This is a genomic window from Sphingobacterium sp. SGR-19, from assembly GCF_011043555.1.
Classification (GTDB): Bacteria; Bacteroidota; Bacteroidia; order Sphingobacteriales; family Sphingobacteriaceae; genus Sphingobacterium.
On record NZ_JAAKGS010000001.1, the window covers coordinates 741806 to 764453 of the forward strand.

Genomic DNA, 22648 nt, shown 5'->3' on the forward strand with positions numbered 1-22648 from the left:
AGATACGTTACATTACTAAAATACTCCGTATATTTGTACTTTGATTTGAAGAACGTTCAAAATACACCATTAGTAATGATTCATTTCTTTGTGAACCCAAGCCGCACCGTGTATGGTGTGCAAACCCAAAACGACTTATCGGCAGAAGATATTTCCAGGTTAGATTGGCTTTTTGGAAACGCGCAAAAGCTCGACGAACAGACATTAGACGACTATTACGTCGGCCCCCGCGCTGCGATGATAACCCCTTGGAGCACCAATGCTGTTGAAATCACGCAGAACATGGGTATTCAAGGCATTATCCGCATTGAAGAATTTCATCCGGTAGATGAAAACTTCACAGATTTCGACCCGATGATTTCGCAGAAATATGCCGTACTGACACAAGACATATACACGATCAATATCCAACCAGAACCTATTCTGGAAATTGACGATATTGATGCATACAATAAATCGGAAGGTTTAGCTTTGAGTCCAGAGGAAGTGGAATATTTGAACAAGCTTTCGGAGAAACTCGAACGTAAGCTGACAGACTCCGAAGTTTTTGCGTTTTCACAGGCAAATTCGGAACACTGCCGTCACAAAATATTCAACGGAACCTTTATCATCGACGGTGAAGAGCAACCGTCTTCCCTATTCAAGTTGATTAGAAAAACATCGGAAACCAATCCCAATGAAATTATCTCGGCTTATAAAGATAATGTGGCGTTTGTTAAAGGGCCAAAGATTACCCAGTTCGCCCCCAAATCGGCGGACAAACCGGACTTTTACGAAGAAAAAGCATTTGAATCGGTATTATCGCTCAAAGCTGAAACACACAACTTCCCAACAACGGTAGAACCATTTGCCGGGGCCGCAACAGGCTCGGGTGGTGAAATCCGTGACCGACTGGCGGGAGGTCAAGGAGCTTTGCCTTTGGCGGGTACCGCTGTGTATATGACCGCTTACTCACGTCTTGGATCTGATTTAACAGAAGACGGATCCTTCGGTTCCGCTCAGGACAAGCCGTGGGAAAATGGTATGAAAGAACGTCCTTGGTTGTATCAAACACCAATGGACATCCTTATCAAAGCATCGAATGGAGCTTCTGATTTTGGCAATAAATTCGGACAGCCTTTGATCGCGGGTTCTGTACTGACCTTTGAACATGAAGAAGGGGGGCGGAAATTAGGTTATGACAAAGTTATCATGCAAGCCGGTGGTGTTGGCTATGGTAAAGTAGACCAAGCTAAAAAACATACACCAAAAAAAGGTGATAAAATCGTTATCCTCGGTGGTGAAAACTACCGTATCGGTATGGGTGGTGCGGCTGTATCCTCTGCCGACACAGGTGCTTTCGGTTCGGGTATCGAACTGAATGCTATCCAACGTTCAAATCCCGAAATGCAAAAAAGGGCGGCAAATGCTATCCGTGCTTTTGTAGAATCGGACAACAACCCCATTGTTTCGATTCATGATCATGGTGCTGGTGGACATCTCAACTGTTTGTCAGAACTAGTAGAAGAAACTGGCGGACTAATCGATATGGACAAGCTGCCTGTAGGCGACCCTACCCTATCAGCAAAAGAAATCATCGGTAATGAATCCCAGGAACGTATGGGATTGGTCATTGCCGACAAGGATATGGAAACCCTGAAAAAGGTAGCAGATCGTGAACGCGCACCGATGTACGCCGTAGGTGACGTTACGGGAGACCATCGCTTTACTTTCCAGTCGAAATCAACTGGAGAAAAACCAATGGACTACGATCTGGCGGACTTCTTTGGTTCTTCACCAAAAACGGTGATGAACGACCGTAGAATCGACCGTCAATATGCTGATATCTCTTATGATGTTAACGAAGTTCCTACCTATTTGAGACAGGTACTGCAATTGGAAGCTGTTGCTTCTAAAGATTGGTTGACGAACAAAGTAGATCGTTGTGTAGGCGGCCGTGTTGCCAAACAGCAATGTGCAGGTCCCCTACAACTTCCATTGAACAATGTGGGCGTTATGGCATTGGATTACAACTCAGCAGAAGGTATCGCAACTACTATCGGCCACTCACCGTTGACAGCGCTGGTTGATCCGGTTGCAGGTTCTCGCAATGCTATTGCTGAAGCCTTGTCGAATTTAGTATTCGCACCTATCAAAAATGGTCTAGCGGGCGTATCACTTTCGGCGAACTGGATGTGGCCATGTAACAACGAGGGGGAAGATGCCCGTTTGTATGAAGCTGTAAAAGGCTGCTCTGACTTTGCCATCGCTTTGGGTATCAACATCCCTACCGGGAAGGACTCGCTATCGATGAAACAAAAATATCCGAATGGCGAAAACGTAATCGCTCCGGGGACATTGATCATCTCTGCCGCAGGCAACTGTATTAATATCAATAAAGTAATTGAGCCGGTATTATCAAAAGATGTAGGTTCTATCTACTATATCAACTTGTCGCAGGACACATTCAAGCTAGGAGGCTCTTCCTTTGCACAGATAAACAATAAAATCGGTAAGGAAACACCAACCATCCAAGATGCTGAATACTTTAAAAAGGCATTCAATGCCATACAGGAAGCCATCCTATCAGGTCATGTAGTCGCCGGACACGATGTCGGATCAGGTGGATTGATTACGACGTTATTGGAAATGACATTTGCTGACGTTAACTTGGCTGCACAATACGATTTAAGTGGTTTAGGTGAAAGAGATACAGTTAAAGCATTATTCAACGAAAATATCGCAGTCGTATTACAGGCGAAAGATGATGCCGCTTTTGAAACGGTATTATCTCAAGTAGGCATACAAGTCGTGAAAATCGGAAAAGCTATCAACGGAACCACCGTATCCTTCAAAAATAATGCAGACGAATTTACATTTGACGTAGCGGAAACACGCGATAACTGGTTTAAAACGTCGTTCTTGTTAGACAACAAACAGTCTAAAAACGGCATGGCTCAAGAGCGCTATAACAACTATAAGAACCAACCGCTAAACTATGTATTCCCATCTCAATTTGACGGCAAAAGGCCTACACGCGCAGCAGAGGCGACAACAAAACCAAAAGCAGCTATCATTCGCGAAAAAGGTTCAAACTCCGAAAGAGAAATGGCTAACGCCATGTATCTAGCGGGTTTTGATGTAAAAGATGTCCACATGACCGACTTGATTTCGGGTCGCGAAACGCTGGAAGACATTCAATTTATCGGCACTGTGGGCGGTTTCTCTAATTCCGATGTTTTGGGTTCGGCGAAAGGTTGGGCGGGGGCTTTCCTCTACAATGAGAAAGCGAAAAATGCCCTGGAAAATTTCTTTGCACGTCCAGACACGATGTCTGTCGGTATCTGTAACGGTTGCCAGTTGTTTATGGAATTGGAACTTATAAATCCGGAACATGAGGTACATGGAAAGATGTTGCATAATACGTCCCAAAAACACGAATCTAGTTTTGCTTCGGTAAAAATACAAGATAGCAACTCCATTATGTTGTCTACTTTGGCGGGGAGCACATTGGGTGTATGGATTTCACACGGCGAAGGTAAGTTTAACCTCCCCCACAGCGAAGACCAGTATAATATCGTAGCTAAATATGCTTACGAACAGTACCCGCATAATCCAAATGGATCGGATTTCAACACCGCTATGCTTTGTGATAATACTGGGCGTCACCTGGTGACCATGCCTCATATCGAACGTTCCATCTTCCAGTGGAATTGGGCATACTATCCCGCTGACAGACAGGATGAGGTTACCCCTTGGTTGGAAGCCTTTGTGAATGCACGCAAATGGTGTGAACAGCATAAATAATCAATAAGACCCGTCAGTTGGCGGGTCTTTTTTGTATATTCGGAAAACACTATTATGAACATCATGCGAGGAACATTATGAAGAATACGGCCAAAATCATCTGTTTTCTGCTTTTATCTGTTGTACTTTTTCAGTCGTGCAAGTTAGGAAGATTTGTATTCTATAACTTTGCCAATATCACTGATCATAAAATATTCCCCTACCGAACGATAGAAACCTCTTCTTCGGCTTTCATCTTTCCGGAAGCACGTCATCCGAAACAGCCAGATAATATCGATACGGATAAAGGCGATGAACCTTTTGATGCTTATTTGGAACGCACTAGAACAGTTGCTTTTCTGGTTATACAAGATGACAGTATACAATATGAAAAATATTTCAACAAATACGCGGAGGAATCCGTCGTTGCATCTTTCTCGATGGCAAAATCCATTACATCTATGCTCATTGGCATTGCCATTGAAGAGGGAAAAATTCAATCAGTGGATGAACCTGTCACCAACTATATTCCGGAATTAAAGCCGAACGGATTTGACGCTGTCACCATAAAACACTTACTGCAAATGACGTCCGGGCTGGATTTTAACGAAAGCTACACCAATCCATTTGGACACGCGGCTACTTTTTATTATGGCACCAACCTTCGGAAAGCCATCAATAAGTTAAAACTGAAAGATACACCCGGTGAAAAATTTGGTTATACCAGCGGGACAACCCAACTTCTCGGGCTCGTATTGGAAAGATCGCTAAGAACCCAAACTGTCAGTTCCTATCTGGAAGAAAAAATTTGGAAGCCACTAGGGATGGAATACGATGCTACTTGGAGCCTCGATCGGAAAAAAGATGGGCTGGAAAAGACGTTCTGTTGTCTAAATGCCCGCGCAAGAGACTTTGCTAAACTAGGAAGACTATATTTATACAACGGGAAATGGAACGATACGCAAATCATTCCGGAACGATGGGTAAAAGCGTCTACTAAATTAGATACTACCGAACATAGTGCCCCATTTTACCAGTATCAATGGTGGCTCACAAAAAACGCAGAGCAGTTTTACGCACAAGGTATATTAGGGCAATACATTTTTGTTGATCCTGATAAAAACCTTATTATTGTTCGTTTGGGTGAAAAAACAAGTAAGGTAAACTGGGTTAGGTTTATTGCTCGAGTCGCTGATTCTTATTAGGCTCCTATCCCCAATTTTCTCCTATTCAGAATCTTCCATATTTTCATTAGATCCTGTGGTCCTATTCCATGAATTTTGCTTGGGAATATTCGTCTCCGTTTCTGTTACCGCTTGCTGGTACCTCGCCATCGCATAAGCAGTTGTAGGTAAAAAAATAAAGACAAAAAGCCCTCCGAAAAATCCCGCAAATTGCCCTATTAGGCCGCTACACAACAAAACAAATAGCGGATATGAAAACAATAATACCGAGAAGAGTAATGAATCGTAGAATATGGTGCCGTCAGTTTTCTTTTTAACGTAATCCCGCCATACACGATAAAACCAAAACTGCGTGTAATATCCTATTTTGGCGAGGATACGCCAAAAACGATTATCTTTGCTTAAAGCCAGTTCGGCAATCCAAGGGCTTTCGACTACCGCTTCGCGGAGATTATTCCGCACATCCCGGATAATATCTGCTGTTTGTACTTTATGATCGTTTATATACTCCGTTGTATCTAAAGGCGGCAATGCCTCCAATTCCATCGCTTTCGGTACATGTCGGAAAGAGTTATAATTTAAAGTATAGGTTTGAATTTGCAAAGGCAAGTCTACCCTGTAAGAGCGTTCCAACAGCGATATTAATCCACCGTTCATAAAAGGTTGTAATTCCCAGAGATTTCGAGATCTGCCTTCGGGAAATATCAGCACATGTTGCCCTGCAGCCAATCGTCGCATGCACTCATCGAATGTAAAATCATTCTTCACAGCAAAGTCCTCGTCATCGTTCCGTTTATAGACGGGTAACATATATAGCGATCGTAGGACTACATTTGCTACCGGATGTTTAAAAATATCTCCTCTTGCGAGAAAGCAAATTTTTGCCGGCACATACGCCGCAATCACCAAGGCATCCAAAAAAGAGTTAGGGTGATTCGCTATGATAATAGTGGGATAGGTATATCGAGCCAGTCGTAGATTCCTAGCTTTCAATCGGGGAGCATACCACATCAATCCCAAACGTACAAACAATCGTAATATGGAATAAAACATATCGTTAAGATATACTTATGTTGTTACCTTTTAAACATTTTTTTTCTAAAAAAGTTTAATCCCTATCTTTTCAATAATTCTCTTTTCGCTAACACGAACGATGCATTCGTGTTAACGAATTCTCTTTTCCTTATAAAGAACGATGCGTTCATCAACACGAATAGTCTTTTCCTCATAATGAATAGTGCTTTCCTGTTGGCGAATTCTCTTTTCTTTATAAAGAACGATGCGTTCATCAACACGAATAGCCTTTTCTTCATAATGAATAGTGCTTTCCTGTTGGCGAATACTCTTTTCTTTATAAAGAACGACGCGTTCGTCAACACGAATAGCCTTTTCCCCATGAAGAATATTGTATTCTTGTTGGGGAAATTTTGATTATTTTTTTGAGGTAAACAAAGTAATGACTTACTTTGGATATGAGAACAATTGGAATTATCCCGGCAAGGTATGAATCGTCCCGTTTTCCGGGAAAACCATTAGTTGATATCGGCGGCAAATCCATGATTCAACGTGTTTACGAACAGGTGAAAGGTTGCGCTAGTCTTTCGGAAGTTATTGTAGCTACGGACGATGCCAGAATTGAGGAGCATGTGCGTTCATTTGCCGGAAATGTGATTGTGACATCTTCAACCCACCAATCAGGAACAGATCGTTGTGCGGAGGTGGTTTCGAAAATAAGCGGTTTTGATGTGGCCATTAATATTCAGGGTGACGAACCTTTTATAAGTCCGTTGCAGATTGAGCTCTTGGGTAATCTTTTTCAAGATGCAGCAACTGAAATAGGAACCTTGGTAAAAAAAATAGACAACCCCGATGATCTATTTAATGAAAGCACACCGAAAGTGGTGGTCAATTCCAGAAAAGAAGCTATGTATTTTTCGCGACAGACCATCCCTTTTCAACGCGGGGCAAAACAAAACGACTGGATAAACAATTATACCTATTTTAAACATATCGGCATATATGGCTATAAAGTGGATATATTAAAAGAAATTACGAAACTTTCTGTGTCTTCGTATGAAAAAGCAGAAGGGTTAGAACAACTACGGTGGTTAGAAAATGGTTACAAGATCAAAATAGCAGAGACCGAATTTGACACCATCGCCGTCGACCACCCTGAAGATGTCGAGCTTATCAAAAGGAAATTTTTTAGCCTATAAAAACGTATCTTTGCCACATTATGAATCCATTTGCAGTTATTTTTGACATGGACGGAGTTATCTGCCATACGAACCCCTATCATGCTAAAGCTTTTGAACAATTTTTTGACAAATATAAAATCCCCTATACGGAAAAGGAATTTGAAGAACATATGTATGGAAAGCATAATAGTTATATTATGACACATTTCTTCAAAAGGGAGATTATAGGGCAAGAATTGAAACAGTTGGAAGAAGAAAAGGAAGCTCTTTTCCGGAAAATATATCACCAAGAAGTTGTTCCATTACCTCATTATCTGCCGTTTCTGGATGACTTAAAATCTGCCGGATTTAAGACAGCTGTGGCGACCTCAGCACCTTTGGCAAATCTAAAATTGATTTTGGACAGCTTACAAATCGATGCTAGGATGGATTCGCTAATGGCAAGCGAAGATGTCTCCCAACATAAGCCTCATCCCGAGGTTTATCTAAAGTCTGCTGAAAAACTAGGGGTATCACCGGATGCTTGCGTTGTATTTGAAGATTCTTTTTCCGGTGTAACCGCTGCATTAAATGCGGGAATGAAGGTGGTGGGGGTATTGAGTTCTCACAGTCGAGAGGAATTGCCTCCATGTTCTCTATACATCAATGATTATCGCGAAATAAACGCAACACGCGTACTGAACTTATTACAACAATAGTTCATGGGCGAAGCACTACAACTTATTTCTTCCCCTTGGGGATGGGTCTTATATTTTGTATGTGCCTTGCTAATAGGTATGTCTAAAACAGGCATCCAGAATATCGGCACATTGGCCGTCCCCCTATTCGCCTTCCTGTTTGGCGCAAAATATTCAACGGGTATCGTGCTCATCCTCCTTTGTATTGCAGACTTGGTCGCCGTTATCTATTACAGAAAAGAGTTTCTGTGGAAAGAAGTGAAGATATTATTACCCGCTGCGCTATTTGGACTCGTTGTCGGTTTACTCCTGGGGAATTATATTAATGATAAATTATTTAAGCTACTGATTGGTGCATGCATCATTGTAGGAGTAGGTATCATGATCTGGTTGGAAAAAACCTCTCAACAGAGGCAAGACAGACTGACAAAAAACCGATGGTATTCGCCTATTTTCGGTTTTATTCTGGGTTTCTCCACTATGATAGGTAATGCCGCCGGCCCTGCTCTTTCCGTCTATATGCTCTCGAAGCGATTGAGCAAGATCAGTTTTGCCGCTACCTCCGCTTGGTTTATTATGCTTTTGAATTTCACTAAAATCCCCTTACAGGCATTTGTGTGGCATAACCTTACTTGGTCAGGCATTTATCTGAATTTATTTGCTATCCCTTTCATTCTTTTAGGTGGTTTCATAGGTATAAAAATAATCAAGATCCTTCCAGAAAAGAAATTCCGCATGCTTATTATAACACTGGTCGTTATTTCAGCAATATTGCTAATCGTATTGTGACCTACGCCAACATATCTTGTTCACTCGGGTAGCGATCAAATACAGTTTTCGCGAACGAGCAAGCTGGAACTACTTTCCATCCATTGTCCCTTGCCTGGCGGATAGCGGCCAAAACAAGTTCCTCCGCAATTTTATTACCCCGATAAAAAGGTTCAACCTCGGCGTGGGAGATCGTCATTACATTATTGTCTACTTGATAAATTAACTCACCAATCTGTACTTCATCATTCAGGGCCAGCCATCTGCCGCTATCTGCTACATGTGTTAATTCCATAATATCAATGTTTTTTTAAGATAGTTTATCATATGTTTTCAAATAAATATAACAAAATTTTGGGATAATAGTTCTTTAGCCGTATAAAGCTTACATTAAAAAAATAAAAATCCTATGTATCTTTGTTGACGATGAATGTAGACAAATTACTTGAGCGTGCGCTTAATTTCGAATTCCTATCTAAGGACGAGGGTATTTATCTATACCAAAATGCTGCGACGGCAGATCTGACCTATGTCGCTAATGCATTACGAAAACTACAAGTTCCTCATGGCAAAGTTACTTGGCAGATTGACCGCAACGTCAATACAACCAATGTCTGTATTGCGAACTGTAAATTCTGTAATTTCTTTCGCCGTCCGGGGCATGAAGAAAGCTATATTACCGATATTGAATCGTATAAACAGAAAATCGAAGAAACATTTCGATATGGTGGCGACCAATTGCTTTTACAGGGCGGTCATCACCCGGATCTAGGCCTTACGTTTTACACGAGCTTGTTCAAGCAGCTTAAAGAACTTTATCCTACCCTCAAACTACACTCACTTGGACCACCTGAAATTGCCCACGTCGCAAAACTAGAGGGACTTTCCCATATTGAAGTACTTCGTGCATTGAAGGAATCGGGATTGGATTCGCTTCCAGGTGCAGGAGCTGAAATACTAAACGACCGGGTACGCAGATTAATTTCAAAAGGTAAGTGTGGCGGACAGGAATGGTTGGATGTCATGCGCGCTGCCCATCAAATCAATTTACCTACATCGGCTACGATGATGTTCGGCCATATTGAAACGATAGAAGAGCGTTTTGAACATCTAGTATGGATTCGCGAAGTCCAACACGAAAAACCTGTCGATGCTTACGGGTTCATTGCCTTTATACCCTGGCCTTTTCAAGATGACGGCACCTTGCTAAAACGCCTTCGCGGCATCACCAATAATGTAAGTAGCGAAGAATATATCCGAATGATTGCATTGAGTCGTATTATGTTACCCAACATCAAGAACATACAGGCGTCGTGGCTCACTGTAGGAAAGAAAACCGCACAACTTTGTTTACACGCGGGGGCCAACGACTTCGGCTCTATTATGATAGAAGAAAATGTCGTTTCCGCTGCAGGTGCACCGCATCGCTTCACTTCTACATCTATACAGGAGGCTATCTTGGAAGCTGGTTTTGAACCTCAATTACGTACACAAAAATATGAGTTCAGACAGCTGCCGCAGATGGAAGAACAAGTCATTAACTACTAAAGTATATCATCGTGAAGGATATATTGTTAAATATAGAGGCTATTATTTTTGCATCCGAAGAGGGAATCAATGCCAATGATCTAAAACAGGTACTTAAAGATGCCTTAGCCATCGACATCAATAAACAAGAAGTATTAGACCTGTTAAAGAAGATAGAGGAAAAATATGAAGCCGAAGAACATATCTTTAGCCTAAAGATTTTTAATAGACATTATCAGTTTCTAACTAAAGAAAAGTACCACGAAGCGGTCAACCAACTTCAAGCACATAAGGACAAAAAGAAACTTAGCCAAGCTGCCTTGGAAACACTGTCTATCATTGCCTATCGACAACCTATTACCAAATTGGAGGTGGAACAAATTCGAGGTGTGAACTGTGATTATTCTATTCAACGGCTGTTGGAAAAAAATTTAATTGAAATTGCTGGGAAAGCGGAAACCATCGGTAAACCTCTCTTATATACGACCAGCGGGCAATTTATGCAACATTTCGGTATTAAGTCGGTTAAAGATTTACCCCAGCTGAAAGACATTATCACGGAGGATAATAGTATAGGCGAAGCCTCAAAATAGCTTACAGGCATTTTAACTTACTGGCTGACAGGTGATAAAAAAACAAAAAAAATTTCAAGTTAGAAGATTCTTGATTATTTTTACGGTCGATAACAAACAGTAGATTTATCATTTATTAACACGACAAGACTATGATGGCAGCGGCAGAAAAAGAGGTTTTGGTTGAAGAAATTATTAACTTTAACGGTCCAGAGGATGATGCGGATGATGTTTATGATGACGATTTCGAATTAGATGAGATTGATTCTATCGGAGAGTTCGATGATTTCGACGATGACGACGATGATTTTTAATACATGATCACGTAAAGTTGGTGGGAAACATTAAAAAAGCAGGATTTTTAGAAACCCTGCTTTTTTATTATTAATAGTTTGTAATCAATGCCTGTTTAACTGAATGGCAAATCCTCTTGTATATAATTTAAAAATTAAATTACTTTTTATGAAGCTGTTCGTAGAGTTCGATTACTTTCTTTTGCAGTTCTATCACTTCAACTTCCCGAGCTTGTAGTTTATTGTTCAATTCATCAATTTCATCCTGCGCTTGTCTTTCTTCTTCTGAGTCGGATGTAGACAACAACTGAACCAATGACATACCAAATAGTTTAGAAATCTGGTTCAATCTAGATAAGTTCACATCGGTAATCCCCGTTTCAATCTTCGAAAAAGCCGGGATTGAAATGTCCAGACGTTTCGCTACGTCCTCTTGACTCCAACCTTTTTGATGTCTTAACAGACGAATTTTCTTTCCTAGTGCATTCATTTTGGTATTGCTGTCTTATTCTGTTAGATAATTCTCTCCTTTTCCAAAAGTAATAAAAAGATACTAAAGAGACTGCATTTACAGAATAATTAATAATTTTTAAGGAATCTATCCGCAAAACTGACAATATCCATACTGTTCTGATGGGGCGAAACCATAAATAAGAGATTGAAGTTTAACGATTTAAACTTGTCCAAATAACCTTCTAAAGAAGAAATATCTGTCAAAAATGTAAAGTTTTTATGATTAAAAACTTGCTGAATTTCAGACGCTAAATTACTTATTAATATATTTTTCTCTTTGATAGCTTCTTTGTTAATTAAAACCACAGCATAGTCGGATTCGTCCATGGATTCTCGATAGGTATCCAAAAAACTCCGGTTCGCAACGTCGTAAGGGTTTAATTCGATGATCGTTACAAGTCCTTGGTTCGGAAATTGTTCCTTAACCGCATGGATGCTTGTCCGGAGCTTATACGGTGAGTGAAGAAAATCTTGATATACCACACTCTCGTTGTCGCTCGCTACAAATTCTAAATAGCGGATGGAACTTTTAAAATCTTTGATGGTCTCGTAGAAATCGATTCGTTTGATACCCAACCATTCACAAACCGTATATGCTCCGGCTATATTCGATAAATTCAATTTCCCAAACACTTGCAAAGAAATACGCTCTTCCCCTAGATGGAGATATGTCACACCTTTGTTAATGGAATATTCAGGTAGCTTATAGCCGTGTCGGTTAATATTGCAGTCCGAAGTTGCCTCCACTATCTCTACCAGATTTTGATTATCCTTGTTGTAAATCAGTGTACCTTTTGGCACGATAGTATCAATAAACGTCTCAAATTGCTTAAAATACTCTTTTTGCCCCATATTTGCCCTACTCTCATTCCACTCCACCCCACTGATTAAAGCTATGTTAGGGTTAAAAAGATGAAATTTTGATCGGTGATCTATCGGAGATGCATAATATTCATCTCCTTCTAATAGAATGACCTTATTATGAGCAGTTAATTTCACCAGAGAATCGAACCCTTCTAACTGTGCACCTACAAGATAATCAAAATCGCGTCCGAGTTTCTTGAGCACGTGCATAACCATACTCATAATAGTCGTCTTGCCATACGTTCCGGCAATAACTACCCGAGTTTTGTCCATGCTTTGTTCGTAGATAAATTCTGGAAAAGAGTATATCTTAATATTCAACTCTTGTGCGCGAAGCAATTCAGGATTCTCGCTTTCCGCGTGCATACCCAAAATTACGGCATCAATATCCTCTGTTATCTTCTCGGGGAACCAACCCGTTGCTTTAGGTAAAAGCCCGGCATTTTTCAACCTAGACTTTGACGGCTCGACAACTTGGTCATCGGATCCACTCACTTGATGTCCCTGCTCTGCCAATGAAATGGCTAAGTTGTGCATTACTGCACCGCCAATTGCTATAAAATGAACTCGCATACTTCTTAAAAATAAAAAGTCAAAATCCTACCCATCAGTTTAGGCATTCCCGTCTGTGCAATCATTTCCTAACAAACTTCGCTGCACACCATCTATCACGCATTTTTTTATGCTGATAGTCAAATCCAGCAAATTGTGCTCTTTCTATCAGCATTTCCAGATCTTCCCCATCATAGAAACCGCTAATATACAACTCTCCACCAGACTTTGTACTTAAACCGTATTGCTCCAGTTGTTCCATTAAGATGTTACGGTTGATATTGGCAAGAATAACATCAAACACCTTATCTTTTATACATTCTTCAGACCCTAACTCACCATCAATAGATTCGATATTATTCCGTATTTTATTCTCGTTTACACTATCTATACAAATTTCATCATAGTCTACCGCAAGAGCGTGTTTTGCGCCACGCATGACAGCCAATAGAGCAAGAATCCCCGTACCGCATCCCATATCTAACACTTCCTTACCTTGGAAGTCATTCTCTAAAATATAGGAAAGCATCATCGATGTAGTTTGATGATGCCCAGTTCCAAATGACATTTTGGGGTCGATAATAATCTCGTAGGGCATACTAGGTTTCCGTTCATGAAAGGTTGCCCGTACATAACATATATCATCCACGGTAATCGGCTGAAAGTTACTTTCCCATAGCTCATTCCAATTCTGATCTTCTATTTCCTGGATGGTGTAACGGATATCAAAACCCTCCGTTTCCCGTAATAACAACGTCTCTAATGCCTGTATATCCAAGTTGGCCATCGGAATGTAAGCTATGAACCCTTGTTCTGTATATTCGAATGTGTCATAGCCAATCGCTCCCAGTGAATCAATCAGCAGGTCTCTCTGCCAATCTTCCATAGTTGGAGAAGTAAACGTAACAGAAGAATACTTCATTATTTCGTATTAAAAACCTTTACAATTTCTAAAAAGTCTCGTGATTTCAGGGATGCTCCCCCAATCAATCCACCATCGATGTCCTTCTGCGAAAACAATTCATTTGCATTTGCCGGATTACAACTTCCCCCGTATAGGATGGTCGTCGCATCTGCAATTTTCTGCATATAATGATTAGCAACCGTTTCCCGTATAAAAGCGTGTACCTCCTGGGCTTGCTCGGGAGAAGCTGTTAATCCCGTTCCAATAGCCCATACCGGCTCGTACGCCAACACTACTTTTTCAAAATCTTCATTAGATAAGTGGAATACGCCCTTTTCAAGTTGTGTTTTGATAACATCGAAAACCTGACCTCCCTCGCGTTCGTCTTTCGTTTCTCCAATACAGAAAACAGGTTTTAAACCGTTGGCGAGTGCAGCATCTACTTTTTGTGCTAATAAAGCGTCTGTTTCACCAAAATAGGCTCGACGCTCCGAGTGGCCTAAGATAACATAATCTGCACCTGTGGATTTTACCTGCGCTCCGGATATTTCACCGGTATATGCTCCGGATTCAGCCTGATGGATATTCTGAGCTCCGACAGCAACGTTGCTTACTGGTTCTGCTAACTTTGCAATGCTATGCAGATGGATTGCTGGGCTGCATACTATAACCTCTTGATCGCCCACTACCTCATCTTTCACCATGTTAACAATTTCCGAGAACAAGCTTACACCTTTCTCATAATCCAAATTCATCTTCCAGTTTCCTGCTACAATGTTTTTTCTCATCGTTTTTTATTGTTATCTATTTTAATATTAATTTTCTTCTCGTCTTGTTAAACAATAAACCTCCCATAGTATACGAAGGTCTGTTTCCTGTATTTCTTCATTTATCATTCCTCCACGCTCTTTCAACATATCTTCAAATTTATTCCAAACATACGTTTCTTGTTTTTCGTCTGTCATCCAAGAAAAGTCCGGCACAAACTTCGGAATAATATTTGACATAGACAGTTGTACACCTACACCTATTACTGCACCTGTTGTAATGGAAGAATTAATCCCGCACATCGCGAAATCGCCCATAAACGCTCCCACTTTTTTTCGTTCTGTTTTCCGCCAATCAACAAGTTTATAATCATACAACTTAATCGCCTTCCAATTGTTTTGAAGATTAGAATTACTTGTACCTGCGCCTAAATTACATCCTTCTCCGATTACAGCGCAGCCTAGATACCCATCATGCCCTTTTGCACTATTCTCCCACATGACCGTATTATTGACCTCTCCGCCAATAGTGGCTTTTGGACCAACACTCACATTCGGATACAAACGGCTTCCCATCTTCACTCTTGCACCCTTGCCGATCGCTATTGGACCTCTCAAATGACTCCCCTGCTCTATTAATACATCATTAGCAATATAAATAGGACCTTGCGCTGTATTAAAGGTACAACCAAATGCTTCCACATTTGTTCCGACATAGAGGTTATCCCCTATTACCAGATTGGAAGGATGCAGTGGTGAGGAAGTTTTATCTTTTGTAAGCAGATTAAAATCAAAGACAATTTGTTTGGCATTTTCGAGATAAATATCTTCTAAAAATTGAATACGTCGCAGCTCGCCTTCAAAATTATGCACCTTTAACGTGCTTCTCTCCGGTTGTGGACTCCACTTATTGATTTTATACGCTATCCAATCGCCATCCTTTTCCAATACACACCCTTCTTCTAGTGTACATAAGGTATTGACCAGGTCCATTGTAGGACAAAGGTTAGCGCGCACGACTAAATATGTCGCGGAAGATGAAGGACCATGAAATTTTTCTTGAAGGTATGGTTCTGTATAAAAGCCAACGGGAACATCGAATAACAATTGCCATTTCTCTTGTAGTGTCAGAATTCCAATTCGAAAAGCTCCCACTGGTCTTGTGAAAGCCATAGGCAATAAATGTTCTCGCCACGGGGCTCGATCATGTAATACGACTTCTAACAGCATAATTCGATAAATTTACATAAAAAAATCCCGACAAGAAGAACCTATCGGGATGAAACTTATTTATGACCGGAGCCAGTGTTCTAAATTACTTTTGGTAACGGCTACGGAATTTGTCGATACGTCCAGCTGTATCAACCAATTTCATTTTACCGGTATAGAATGGATGAGAGGTATGCGAAATCTCCAATTTCACCAATGGATACTCATTACCATCTTCCCAAGTAATAGTTTCTTTTGTGTCTACACATGATTTAGTTACAAAAGAATAGTCGTTAGACATATCTTTGAAAACAACTAATCTGTAGTTTGATGGATGCAGATCTTTTTTCATTTTATCTTTATGATTATTATATATTCAACAATTTGAGGTGCAAAGATAATCTATTTCTCTAAATAAAACAAAAGAATATTTTATAGATTTTTTCCTACTTTTGCATTCTCATTTAGCATTTTGAATCATTACCATGAGCACCGTATTATCAGAACAGGAGCAACAGCGTAGACTAAATCTCCAAGCCCTTATCGACTTAGATATCAACCCGTACCCAGCGGACGAGTTTAAAGTAAATGTCTCGGCTGCAGATATTCTGGAGAATTACGAAAGAGATAAATTGAATTACAAAAATATCCGCTTTGCGGGACGAATGATGGGTCGTCGTATCATGGGGAGTGCCTCGTTTATGGAATTGCAGGATGCTACCGGGCGGATCCAGGCTTACGTCAAACGCGATGACATTTGTCCTGGTGAAGACAAGACCTTATATAATACCGTTTTTAAGAAACTGTTGGATATTGGCGATATAATCGGTGTTGACGGTTATGTTTTTACGACACAGACGGGGGAAATCTCCATCCATGTTGAAAAACTCACGGTATTAACAAAATCCCTACGCCCGCTGCCTATTGTAAAGGAAGCAGACGGCAAAACGTATGATGCCTTTACCGATCCGGAACAACGTTACCGCATGCGCTATGTAGACTTGATCGTTAATCCGCAAAATCGAGAAATATTCGTTAAACGCACCAAATTATTTAATGCCATGCGTTCATTTTTCAACGATGCGGGCTATATGGAAGTAGAGACACCTATCCTTCAATCCATTCCCGGAGGTGCTGCTGCACGTCCGTTTATGACGCATCACAACGCATTGGACATTCCGTTATATTTACGTATTGCAAACGAGCTTTATTTAAAGCGTCTTATCGTAGGGGGTTACGATGGCGTATATGAATTCTCCAAAAATTTCCGTAATGAGGGAATGGATCGCACACACAACCCAGAGTTTACCGCAATGGAAATATACGTGGCGTACAAGGACTATAACTGGATGATGAGCTTTACAGAACGCTTACTCGAGCATTGTGCGCTTGCTGTCAATGGAACAACAAAAGCAATTTTTGGAGAACACGAAATCGACTTCAAGGCTCCTTATAAAAGGGTAACCATGGCAGATGCCATTAAGGAATTTACAGGCTTTGATATCTTAAACAAATCCGAATCCGAAATCCGCGAAGCAGCTAAAAGCATGGGCATTGCTGTAGACGACAGCATGGGAAAAGGCAAACTGATTGATGAGATTTTCGGAGAGAAATGTGAAGGCAATTATATCCAACCTACGTTTATCACAGATTATCCTATCGAAATGTCCCCATTAACCAAAAAACACCGAGACAATCCGGAATTGACGGAACGTTTTGAACTCATGGTATGCGGAAAGGAAATTGCCAATGCTTATTCAGAATTAAATGATCCGATAGATCAACGTGAACGTTTTGAAGAGCAACTTCGTCTTTCTGAAAAAGGAGATGATGAGGCGATGTTCATCGATCAAGATTTCTTACGCGCGTTGGAATATGGTATGCCCCCTACTTCGGGACTTGGCATCGGTATGGACCGTTTGATTATGTTCCTAACCAATAACGCTTCTATCCAAGAAGTACTCTTTTTCCCGCAAATGCGTCCGGAGAAAAAAGAAATCGTTATCGAATTGACAGAGGATGAAAAACTGCTATTGGCGCAACTTCAGGAAGAACGTAATATCTTGGCAGACGTGAAACTAGCGACAAGATTGAGTGGAAAAAAATGGGATGCTGCGACAAAAAGTTTACGTCAAAAGGATTTAATTAATATTGTTGTCGAGGGTGACAATAAGTTTATCGTAAAGAATTAGAGATGTAGGGGTAACCCACATCTCTAATTTCCTATTATAAAATCGCTTCGCGGATACGCACTAATTTTTCAAGTAAGCCTTCCAACAAATCGAGATGCAGCATATTTGCCCCATCTGATTTTGCATTGGCCGGATCGGGATGCGTTTCTATAAATAGTCCATCTGCTCCAACAGCAATAGCTGCCTTGGCGATCGTTTCAATAAGTTCCGGTTTTCCTCCGGTAACGCCCGACGTTTGGTTAGGCTGTTGCAGTGAATGTGTACAATCCATCACCGTTGGTACGCCAAAAGCACGCATCTCAGGTAACCCTCTAAAATCCACAATCAAGTCTTGGTATCCGAACGTGTTCCCTCTATCGGTTAGAAATACTTTATCATTTCCGACGTCTTTCACTTTATCTACGGCAAATTTCATAGAAGACGCTGATAGAAATTGTCCTTTTTTAATATTGATCACTTTTCCCGTTTCCGCAGCAGCGACCAGCAATTCCGTTTGTCTGCACAGAAACGCCGGTATCTGCAATACATCAACATAAGCCGCAGCAATAGCGGCTTCATGGCTCTCATGTATATCCGTTACTGTCGGAACGCCAAATGTCTGCCCCACCTTTTCCAGTATCTTCAAGGCTTTCTCGTCCCCTATGCCTGTAAAAGAGTCCGAACGCGAACGATTGGCTTTTCGATAAGACCCTTTAAAAATGTAAGGAATCCCATATTTATCCGTAATCTTTACGATCCGCTCCGCAATGCGGAGAGCTATTTCCTCCCCTTCAATAGCACAAGGGCCTGCCATTAGAAAAAAACGGGTGGACTCCCCGTGTTTAATGGCAGGTAAATATTGTTGAATCATATATTTTGATTATTAATTGCCTAATTCAGACATGAATTTAATCCGCATTAACTGGATATCTTCATACGTATAATCATCTTCTCCAAGCTCTTTCAACGCTTCCTGGATAGAATCCACCTCAGCTGTTCGAAAGTAATCATAGACTTCTTCCTGTCGGTCGCTATCTATCATCTCATCCACAAAGTATCCGAGATTAAGTTTTGTACCAGAATTGACAATAGATTCCACTTCTTTAAGTAGATCTTCATAGCTAATTCCCTTTGCGGATGCGATATCCTCCAAACCGATTTTCCGATCAATATTCTGTATAATGGAAACTTTCAAAGCCGATTTATTTGCAGTACTCTTGATAACAAGATCCAATGGCCGATCGATGTCGTTGTCTTCTACATATTGTTTAATCAACTCAACAAATGGTTTCCCAAATTTAAGAGCTTTCCCCGCTCCCACACCATGCATTTGCTTCAGCTCATCCAAGCTGACCGGATAGTGTGTACACATTTCGTCCAGCGATGGATCTTGAAATATCACAAAAGGTGGTAAGGATTTCTGCTTTGCGATTTTTTTCCTTAAGTCTTTCAGCATCTTCAACAGATCCGTATCCAACGTTCCGGAACCTTGCATGACTTCTTCTGTACCGTCCTCATCCGCCTTTTCCATTATCCTATTTAGGATAAACTTGATATTATAGGGATTCGCCAAATATCTTCTGCCCTGTTCAGTAAGCATAAGTAAACCATAGTGGTCAATGTCCTTCTTTAGGAAGTCGTTCAATTCCGCTTGTCGAATCAACGATTTCCAATAATTAACTCCTAAGCTTTTACCTTTTCCGAACAAAGGATGGAGATCATGTTTATACGAAGACACCGGTTGATTGTTTTGCCCAATCATGACATTAATGACATGATGGTCATCAAACTTCTCTCCTTCTTTCTCTATAAAACGCAACACCTCCATTAGATTTTCTTCGGCATCAAAATACGTTTTCGGTGCACGACAGTTATCGCACATATTATTACAACCCGTCTCGTCAAACTGCTCGCCGAAATAATGCAGGATTTGTTTCCGGCGGCATACAGACGACTCGGAGTAATCAATAACTTCTTTTAGTATCTGCGTGCCTATTTCTCTTTCGGAAACAGGCTTATCTTTCATGAACTTCGTCAGCTTCTCAATATCCTTTTCAGAATAGAAAGCTAAACAAATACCCTCACCTCCATCACGGCCTGCACGCCCCGTTTCCTGATAATATCCTTCCATCGATTTCGGGATATCATGATGGATTACATACCGAACGTCCGGTTTATCTATGCCCATCCCGAAAGCAATAGTTGCCACGATGACCTCGACATCTTCCATCAAGAACTTATCCTGTGTTTCCGCTCGAGTCTTCGCATCTAATCCCGCATGGTACGGTAATGCTTTTATTCCGTTAATATTAAGCACTTCTGCGATTTCCTCCACCTTTTTGCGACTGAGGCAATATATAATACCCGTTTTTCCAGCATTGTTCCGGATGAACTTTACGATTTCCTTAACGACACTTTTTTTGGGCCGAACCTCGTAATATAAATTTGGCCGGTTAAAGGATGACTTAAATAACGTCGCATTGTTCATCTGCAAATTCTTGCGAATATCCGATTGTACTTTTGGCGTAGCTGTTGCTGTCAAAGCGATAATAGGAATATTTTCGCCAATCCCGTTAATGACCTGTCTTATCTTACGGTATTCCGGACGAAAGTCGTGTCCCCATTCCGATATACAATGTGCCTCGTCCACAGCAACGAAAGAAACCTTGATCTGCCTTAAAAAATGTACGTTTTCCTCTTTTGCCAACGACTCTGGCGCCACATAGAGCAACTTTGTTTTGCCTTCTGTCACATCCTTTTTTACTTTTGTTATCTCCCCTTTGTTAAGCGAAGAGTTTAAAAAATGTGCAATGCTATCATTCCCCCCGAACGCCCGCAACTGATCTACTTGATTCTTCATGAGCGCTATAAGCGGAGAGATGACAATAGCCGTACCCTCGCTCATCAGCGCAGGCAATTGATAACAGATGGATTTCCCCCCTCCTGTGGGCATAATAACAAACGTATCTTTCTTATTCAAGATGTTCGTTATAATGGCTTCTTGATCTCCTTTAAAGGTATCAAAGCCGAAAAACTCCTGCAAATTGTCAAATAGTGATTTTTCTATTTCCATTGACCTCAAACAAAAATTAGATGGATCCGTGGCTCATTTGAGCGCTAAATAACCTACTTTTGTAGTTAATTAAAATAAAATTAACTATTTTTTCTGTGATACACAACATCGATATCAAAAAGACTGCAATAGAAACATTGGAACTGGAGGCTACAGCAATTCAGAAACTAACGCAATTCATTGACGACGATTTTATTAAGGTCGTAAATCAAATATTGAATCTACCAGGCAGGATTATTGTAACGGGTATTGGGAAGAGTGCAATTATTGCACAAAAAATAGTCGCCACCCTAAACTCCACCGGCACACCCGCCATTTTTATGCATGCAGCAGATGCAATCCATGGTGATCTGGGCATCATCCAGGAATACGATCTTATTATTGCACTTTCTAAAAGTGGCAATACCCCCGAAATTAAGGTATTGGTCCCTTTTTTGAAGCAAACGGGCAACACGCTGGTGGCGATGGTGGGTAATATAAATTCTTTTTTAGCACAACATGCAAATTTTATCTTGAATACTTCTGTGGAGCGGGAAGCTTGTCCAAATAACCTTGCTCCTACTACGAGTACAACGGCGCAGTTGGCCATGGGAGACGCTTTAGCTGTGTGTTTACAAACATGTCGGCAATTTTCAGATCGTGATTTTGCTAAATATCATCCCGGCGGATCGCTTGGCAAGCAGTTGTATTTAAAAGTTAGCGATCTGTCGGACAACAATGGCAAACCCGAAGTTTCCCCATCTGCAAGCGTACGCGAAGTGCTTATTACGATCACGAAATATCGTTTAGGTGCTACAGCTGTCATTAATGCTGGAAATATCGAAGGTATCATTACGGATGGCGATATCCGCCGGATGCTGGAAAAATATGAGGACGTATCACATTTAACGGCCAACGACATCATGTCACAAAATCCGAAAGAGATAAAAAGAGAAGAATTAGCTGCCGACGCGCTCCATACTATGCGCCAGCATAACATATCACAGCTCTTGGTTACCCAAGGGGGGCAGTACGCGGGCATAATACACTTACAGGATCTATTAAAAGAAGGAATTATCTAGTTATTTCTGTAATATTTTTGTCTATTTCGGGGAATTTGAGCCGCATGCTTTGCTCTATTGTAATTTTGGCGTATCTTTTGATAATTAATCAGAAGAGGTAAAAGTAATAGTAAGATGAAGAAAAAAACATTAGGAATATTGGCAACGTTTATAGCCGTCATTGGTTTCACATCCTTGACAGTGGCTATCGGTGAATTCAAATTTGAAAAAGAAACCCATGATTTCGGGAATATCCCCCATAATAAGCCGGCATCGTACAACTTTAAATTTTCCAATACTGGCGATGCCCCTATCATTATCAGCGAGGTAAAACCTTCTTGTGGATGCTCTGTAGCAGAGTTCACGAAGACCCCCGTTAAACCCGGGGAAGGAGGTACTGTAACGGTCACATATAACGCTGCCGCCAAAGGGCCTTTTACGAAACAATTTACGATTAAGTCCAACACGAAGACGCCTGTAAAAACACTAACAATTAAAGGAACCGTAGAATAAACCTCTCTCCCCAGAGAAGGAGATATAGATTAAGCAAAAGGCCGTCGATTGACGGCTT

General features: G+C 40.9%; 21 protein-coding genes. 11 read left to right on the top strand and 10 right to left on the bottom strand.

What is annotated here, in order from left to right; translation table 11 throughout:
* Nucleotides 1–75 precede the first annotated feature (75 nt).
* Nucleotides 76–3786 carry a phosphoribosylformylglycinamidine synthase gene (purL, locus tag G5B43_RS03290; protein ID WP_165293262.1) on the top strand — a complete coding sequence of 1237 codons (3711 nt, stop codon included), beginning with the start codon at nucleotides 76–78 and terminating at the stop codon, nucleotides 3784–3786.
* 77 nt (nucleotides 3787–3863) lie between these two features.
* Nucleotides 3864–4970, top strand: a complete 1107-nt coding sequence (locus G5B43_RS03295; RefSeq protein WP_165293263.1) for a serine hydrolase domain-containing protein — start codon at nucleotides 3864–3866, stop codon at nucleotides 4968–4970.
* 21 nt (nucleotides 4971–4991) lie between these two features.
* Here the strand turns inward: G5B43_RS03295 and G5B43_RS03300 are convergent, their stop codons facing one another.
* Nucleotides 4992–6002 (bottom strand): 1-acyl-sn-glycerol-3-phosphate acyltransferase, encoded by a 1011-nt coding sequence (locus G5B43_RS03300; protein WP_165293264.1) that lies wholly within the window; start codon nucleotides 6000–6002, stop codon nucleotides 4992–4994.
* Nucleotides 6003–6421: 419 nt separating this feature from the next.
* Between G5B43_RS03300 and kdsB the strand changes: the two genes are divergently transcribed.
* Genes kdsB through G5B43_RS03315 form a run of 3 tightly spaced genes read left to right on the top strand, consistent with a single transcriptional unit; the run spans nucleotide 6422 to nucleotide 8613 of the window.
* Nucleotides 6422–7165 (top strand): 3-deoxy-manno-octulosonate cytidylyltransferase, encoded by a 744-nt coding sequence (gene kdsB, locus G5B43_RS03305; RefSeq protein ID WP_165293265.1) that lies wholly within the window; start codon nucleotides 6422–6424, stop codon nucleotides 7163–7165.
* 20 nt (nucleotides 7166–7185) lie between these two features.
* Nucleotides 7186–7845, top strand: a complete 660-nt coding sequence (locus G5B43_RS03310; RefSeq protein WP_165293266.1) for an HAD family hydrolase — start codon at nucleotides 7186–7188, stop codon at nucleotides 7843–7845.
* Between the two features lie 3 nt (nucleotides 7846–7848).
* Nucleotides 7849–8613: a sulfite exporter TauE/SafE family protein gene (locus G5B43_RS03315; RefSeq protein ID WP_165293267.1), complete on the top strand. Its 765-nt coding sequence runs from the start codon at nucleotides 7849–7851 to the stop codon at nucleotides 8611–8613.
* A 1-nt stretch (nucleotide 8614) separates the two neighbouring features.
* On the opposite strand, the gene G5B43_RS03320 is transcribed toward G5B43_RS03315, so the two are convergent.
* The gene (locus G5B43_RS03320; RefSeq protein WP_165293268.1) at nucleotides 8615–8887 is read right to left on the bottom strand and encodes a GNAT family N-acetyltransferase; all 273 of its coding nucleotides are present in this window, start codon (nucleotides 8885–8887) and stop codon (nucleotides 8615–8617) included.
* A 131-nt stretch (nucleotides 8888–9018) separates the two neighbouring features.
* Between G5B43_RS03320 and G5B43_RS03325 the strand changes: the two genes are divergently transcribed.
* From G5B43_RS03325 to G5B43_RS03335, 3 genes are all read left to right on the top strand, one after another.
* Nucleotides 9019–10140 (top strand): CofH family radical SAM protein, encoded by a 1122-nt coding sequence (locus G5B43_RS03325; RefSeq protein ID WP_165293269.1) that lies wholly within the window; start codon nucleotides 9019–9021, stop codon nucleotides 10138–10140.
* Nucleotides 10141–10151: 11 nt separating this feature from the next.
* Nucleotides 10152–10712: an SMC-Scp complex subunit ScpB gene (gene scpB, locus G5B43_RS03330; RefSeq protein WP_165293270.1), complete on the top strand. Its 561-nt coding sequence runs from the start codon at nucleotides 10152–10154 to the stop codon at nucleotides 10710–10712.
* 131 nt (nucleotides 10713–10843) lie between these two features.
* Entirely contained in the window at nucleotides 10844–11005 is a 162-nt protein-coding gene (locus G5B43_RS03335; protein ID WP_165293271.1) for a hypothetical protein, read from the top strand.
* Nucleotides 11006–11144: 139 nt separating this feature from the next.
* Here G5B43_RS03335 and G5B43_RS03340 read toward each other — a convergent pair whose 3' ends face one another.
* From G5B43_RS03340 to G5B43_RS03365, 6 genes are all read right to left on the bottom strand, one after another.
* Nucleotides 11145–11474: a helix-turn-helix domain-containing protein gene (locus G5B43_RS03340; RefSeq protein WP_165293272.1), complete on the bottom strand. Its 330-nt coding sequence runs from the start codon at nucleotides 11472–11474 to the stop codon at nucleotides 11145–11147.
* A gap of 89 nt (nucleotides 11475–11563) precedes the next feature.
* Nucleotides 11564–12934, bottom strand: a complete 1371-nt coding sequence (locus G5B43_RS03345; RefSeq protein WP_165293273.1) for a Mur ligase domain-containing protein — start codon at nucleotides 12932–12934, stop codon at nucleotides 11564–11566.
* Between the two features lie 61 nt (nucleotides 12935–12995).
* A complete protein-coding gene (gene prmA / locus G5B43_RS03350; RefSeq protein ID WP_165293274.1) occupies nucleotides 12996–13835 on the bottom strand; it encodes a 50S ribosomal protein L11 methyltransferase in 840 nt (279 codons plus the stop codon).
* On the bottom strand, nucleotides 13835–14605 hold the full coding sequence (tpiA, locus tag G5B43_RS03355; RefSeq protein WP_165293275.1) for a triose-phosphate isomerase: 771 nt from the start codon (nucleotides 14603–14605) through the stop codon (nucleotides 13835–13837). Before tpiA ends, prmA begins: the two co-directional genes overlap by 1 nt.
* Before the next feature lie 27 nt (nucleotides 14606–14632).
* Complete coding sequence (locus G5B43_RS03360; protein ID WP_262887152.1) at nucleotides 14633–15814, bottom strand: putative sugar nucleotidyl transferase; 1182 nt, start codon at nucleotides 15812–15814, stop codon at nucleotides 14633–14635.
* A gap of 85 nt (nucleotides 15815–15899) precedes the next feature.
* A complete protein-coding gene (locus tag G5B43_RS03365) occupies nucleotides 15900–16145 on the bottom strand; it encodes a type B 50S ribosomal protein L31 (RefSeq protein ID WP_130139794.1) in 246 nt (81 codons plus the stop codon).
* Between the two features lie 133 nt (nucleotides 16146–16278).
* On the opposite strand from G5B43_RS03365, the gene lysS reads away from it, so the two are divergent.
* Nucleotides 16279–17985 carry a lysine--tRNA ligase gene (lysS, locus tag G5B43_RS03370; RefSeq protein WP_165293277.1) on the top strand — a complete coding sequence of 569 codons (1707 nt, stop codon included), beginning with the start codon at nucleotides 16279–16281 and terminating at the stop codon, nucleotides 17983–17985.
* Between the two features lie 34 nt (nucleotides 17986–18019).
* Here lysS and kdsA read toward each other — a convergent pair whose 3' ends face one another.
* Both kdsA and recQ read right to left on the bottom strand, forming a co-directional pair.
* Complete coding sequence (gene kdsA / locus G5B43_RS03375; protein WP_165293278.1) at nucleotides 18020–18835, bottom strand: 3-deoxy-8-phosphooctulonate synthase; 816 nt, start codon at nucleotides 18833–18835, stop codon at nucleotides 18020–18022.
* A 12-nt stretch (nucleotides 18836–18847) separates the two neighbouring features.
* Nucleotides 18848–21037, bottom strand: a complete 2190-nt coding sequence (recQ, locus tag G5B43_RS03380) for a DNA helicase RecQ (protein ID WP_165293279.1) — start codon at nucleotides 21035–21037, stop codon at nucleotides 18848–18850.
* Between the two features lie 98 nt (nucleotides 21038–21135).
* Between recQ and G5B43_RS03385 the strand changes: the two genes are divergently transcribed.
* Nucleotides 21136–22098: an SIS domain-containing protein gene (locus G5B43_RS03385; protein ID WP_410528477.1), complete on the top strand. Its 963-nt coding sequence runs from the start codon at nucleotides 21136–21138 to the stop codon at nucleotides 22096–22098.
* Nucleotides 22099–22212: 114 nt separating this feature from the next.
* Nucleotides 22213–22590: a DUF1573 domain-containing protein gene (locus tag G5B43_RS03390; protein ID WP_165293281.1), complete on the top strand. Its 378-nt coding sequence runs from the start codon at nucleotides 22213–22215 to the stop codon at nucleotides 22588–22590.
* Nucleotides 22591–22648: the final 58 nt, after the last annotated feature.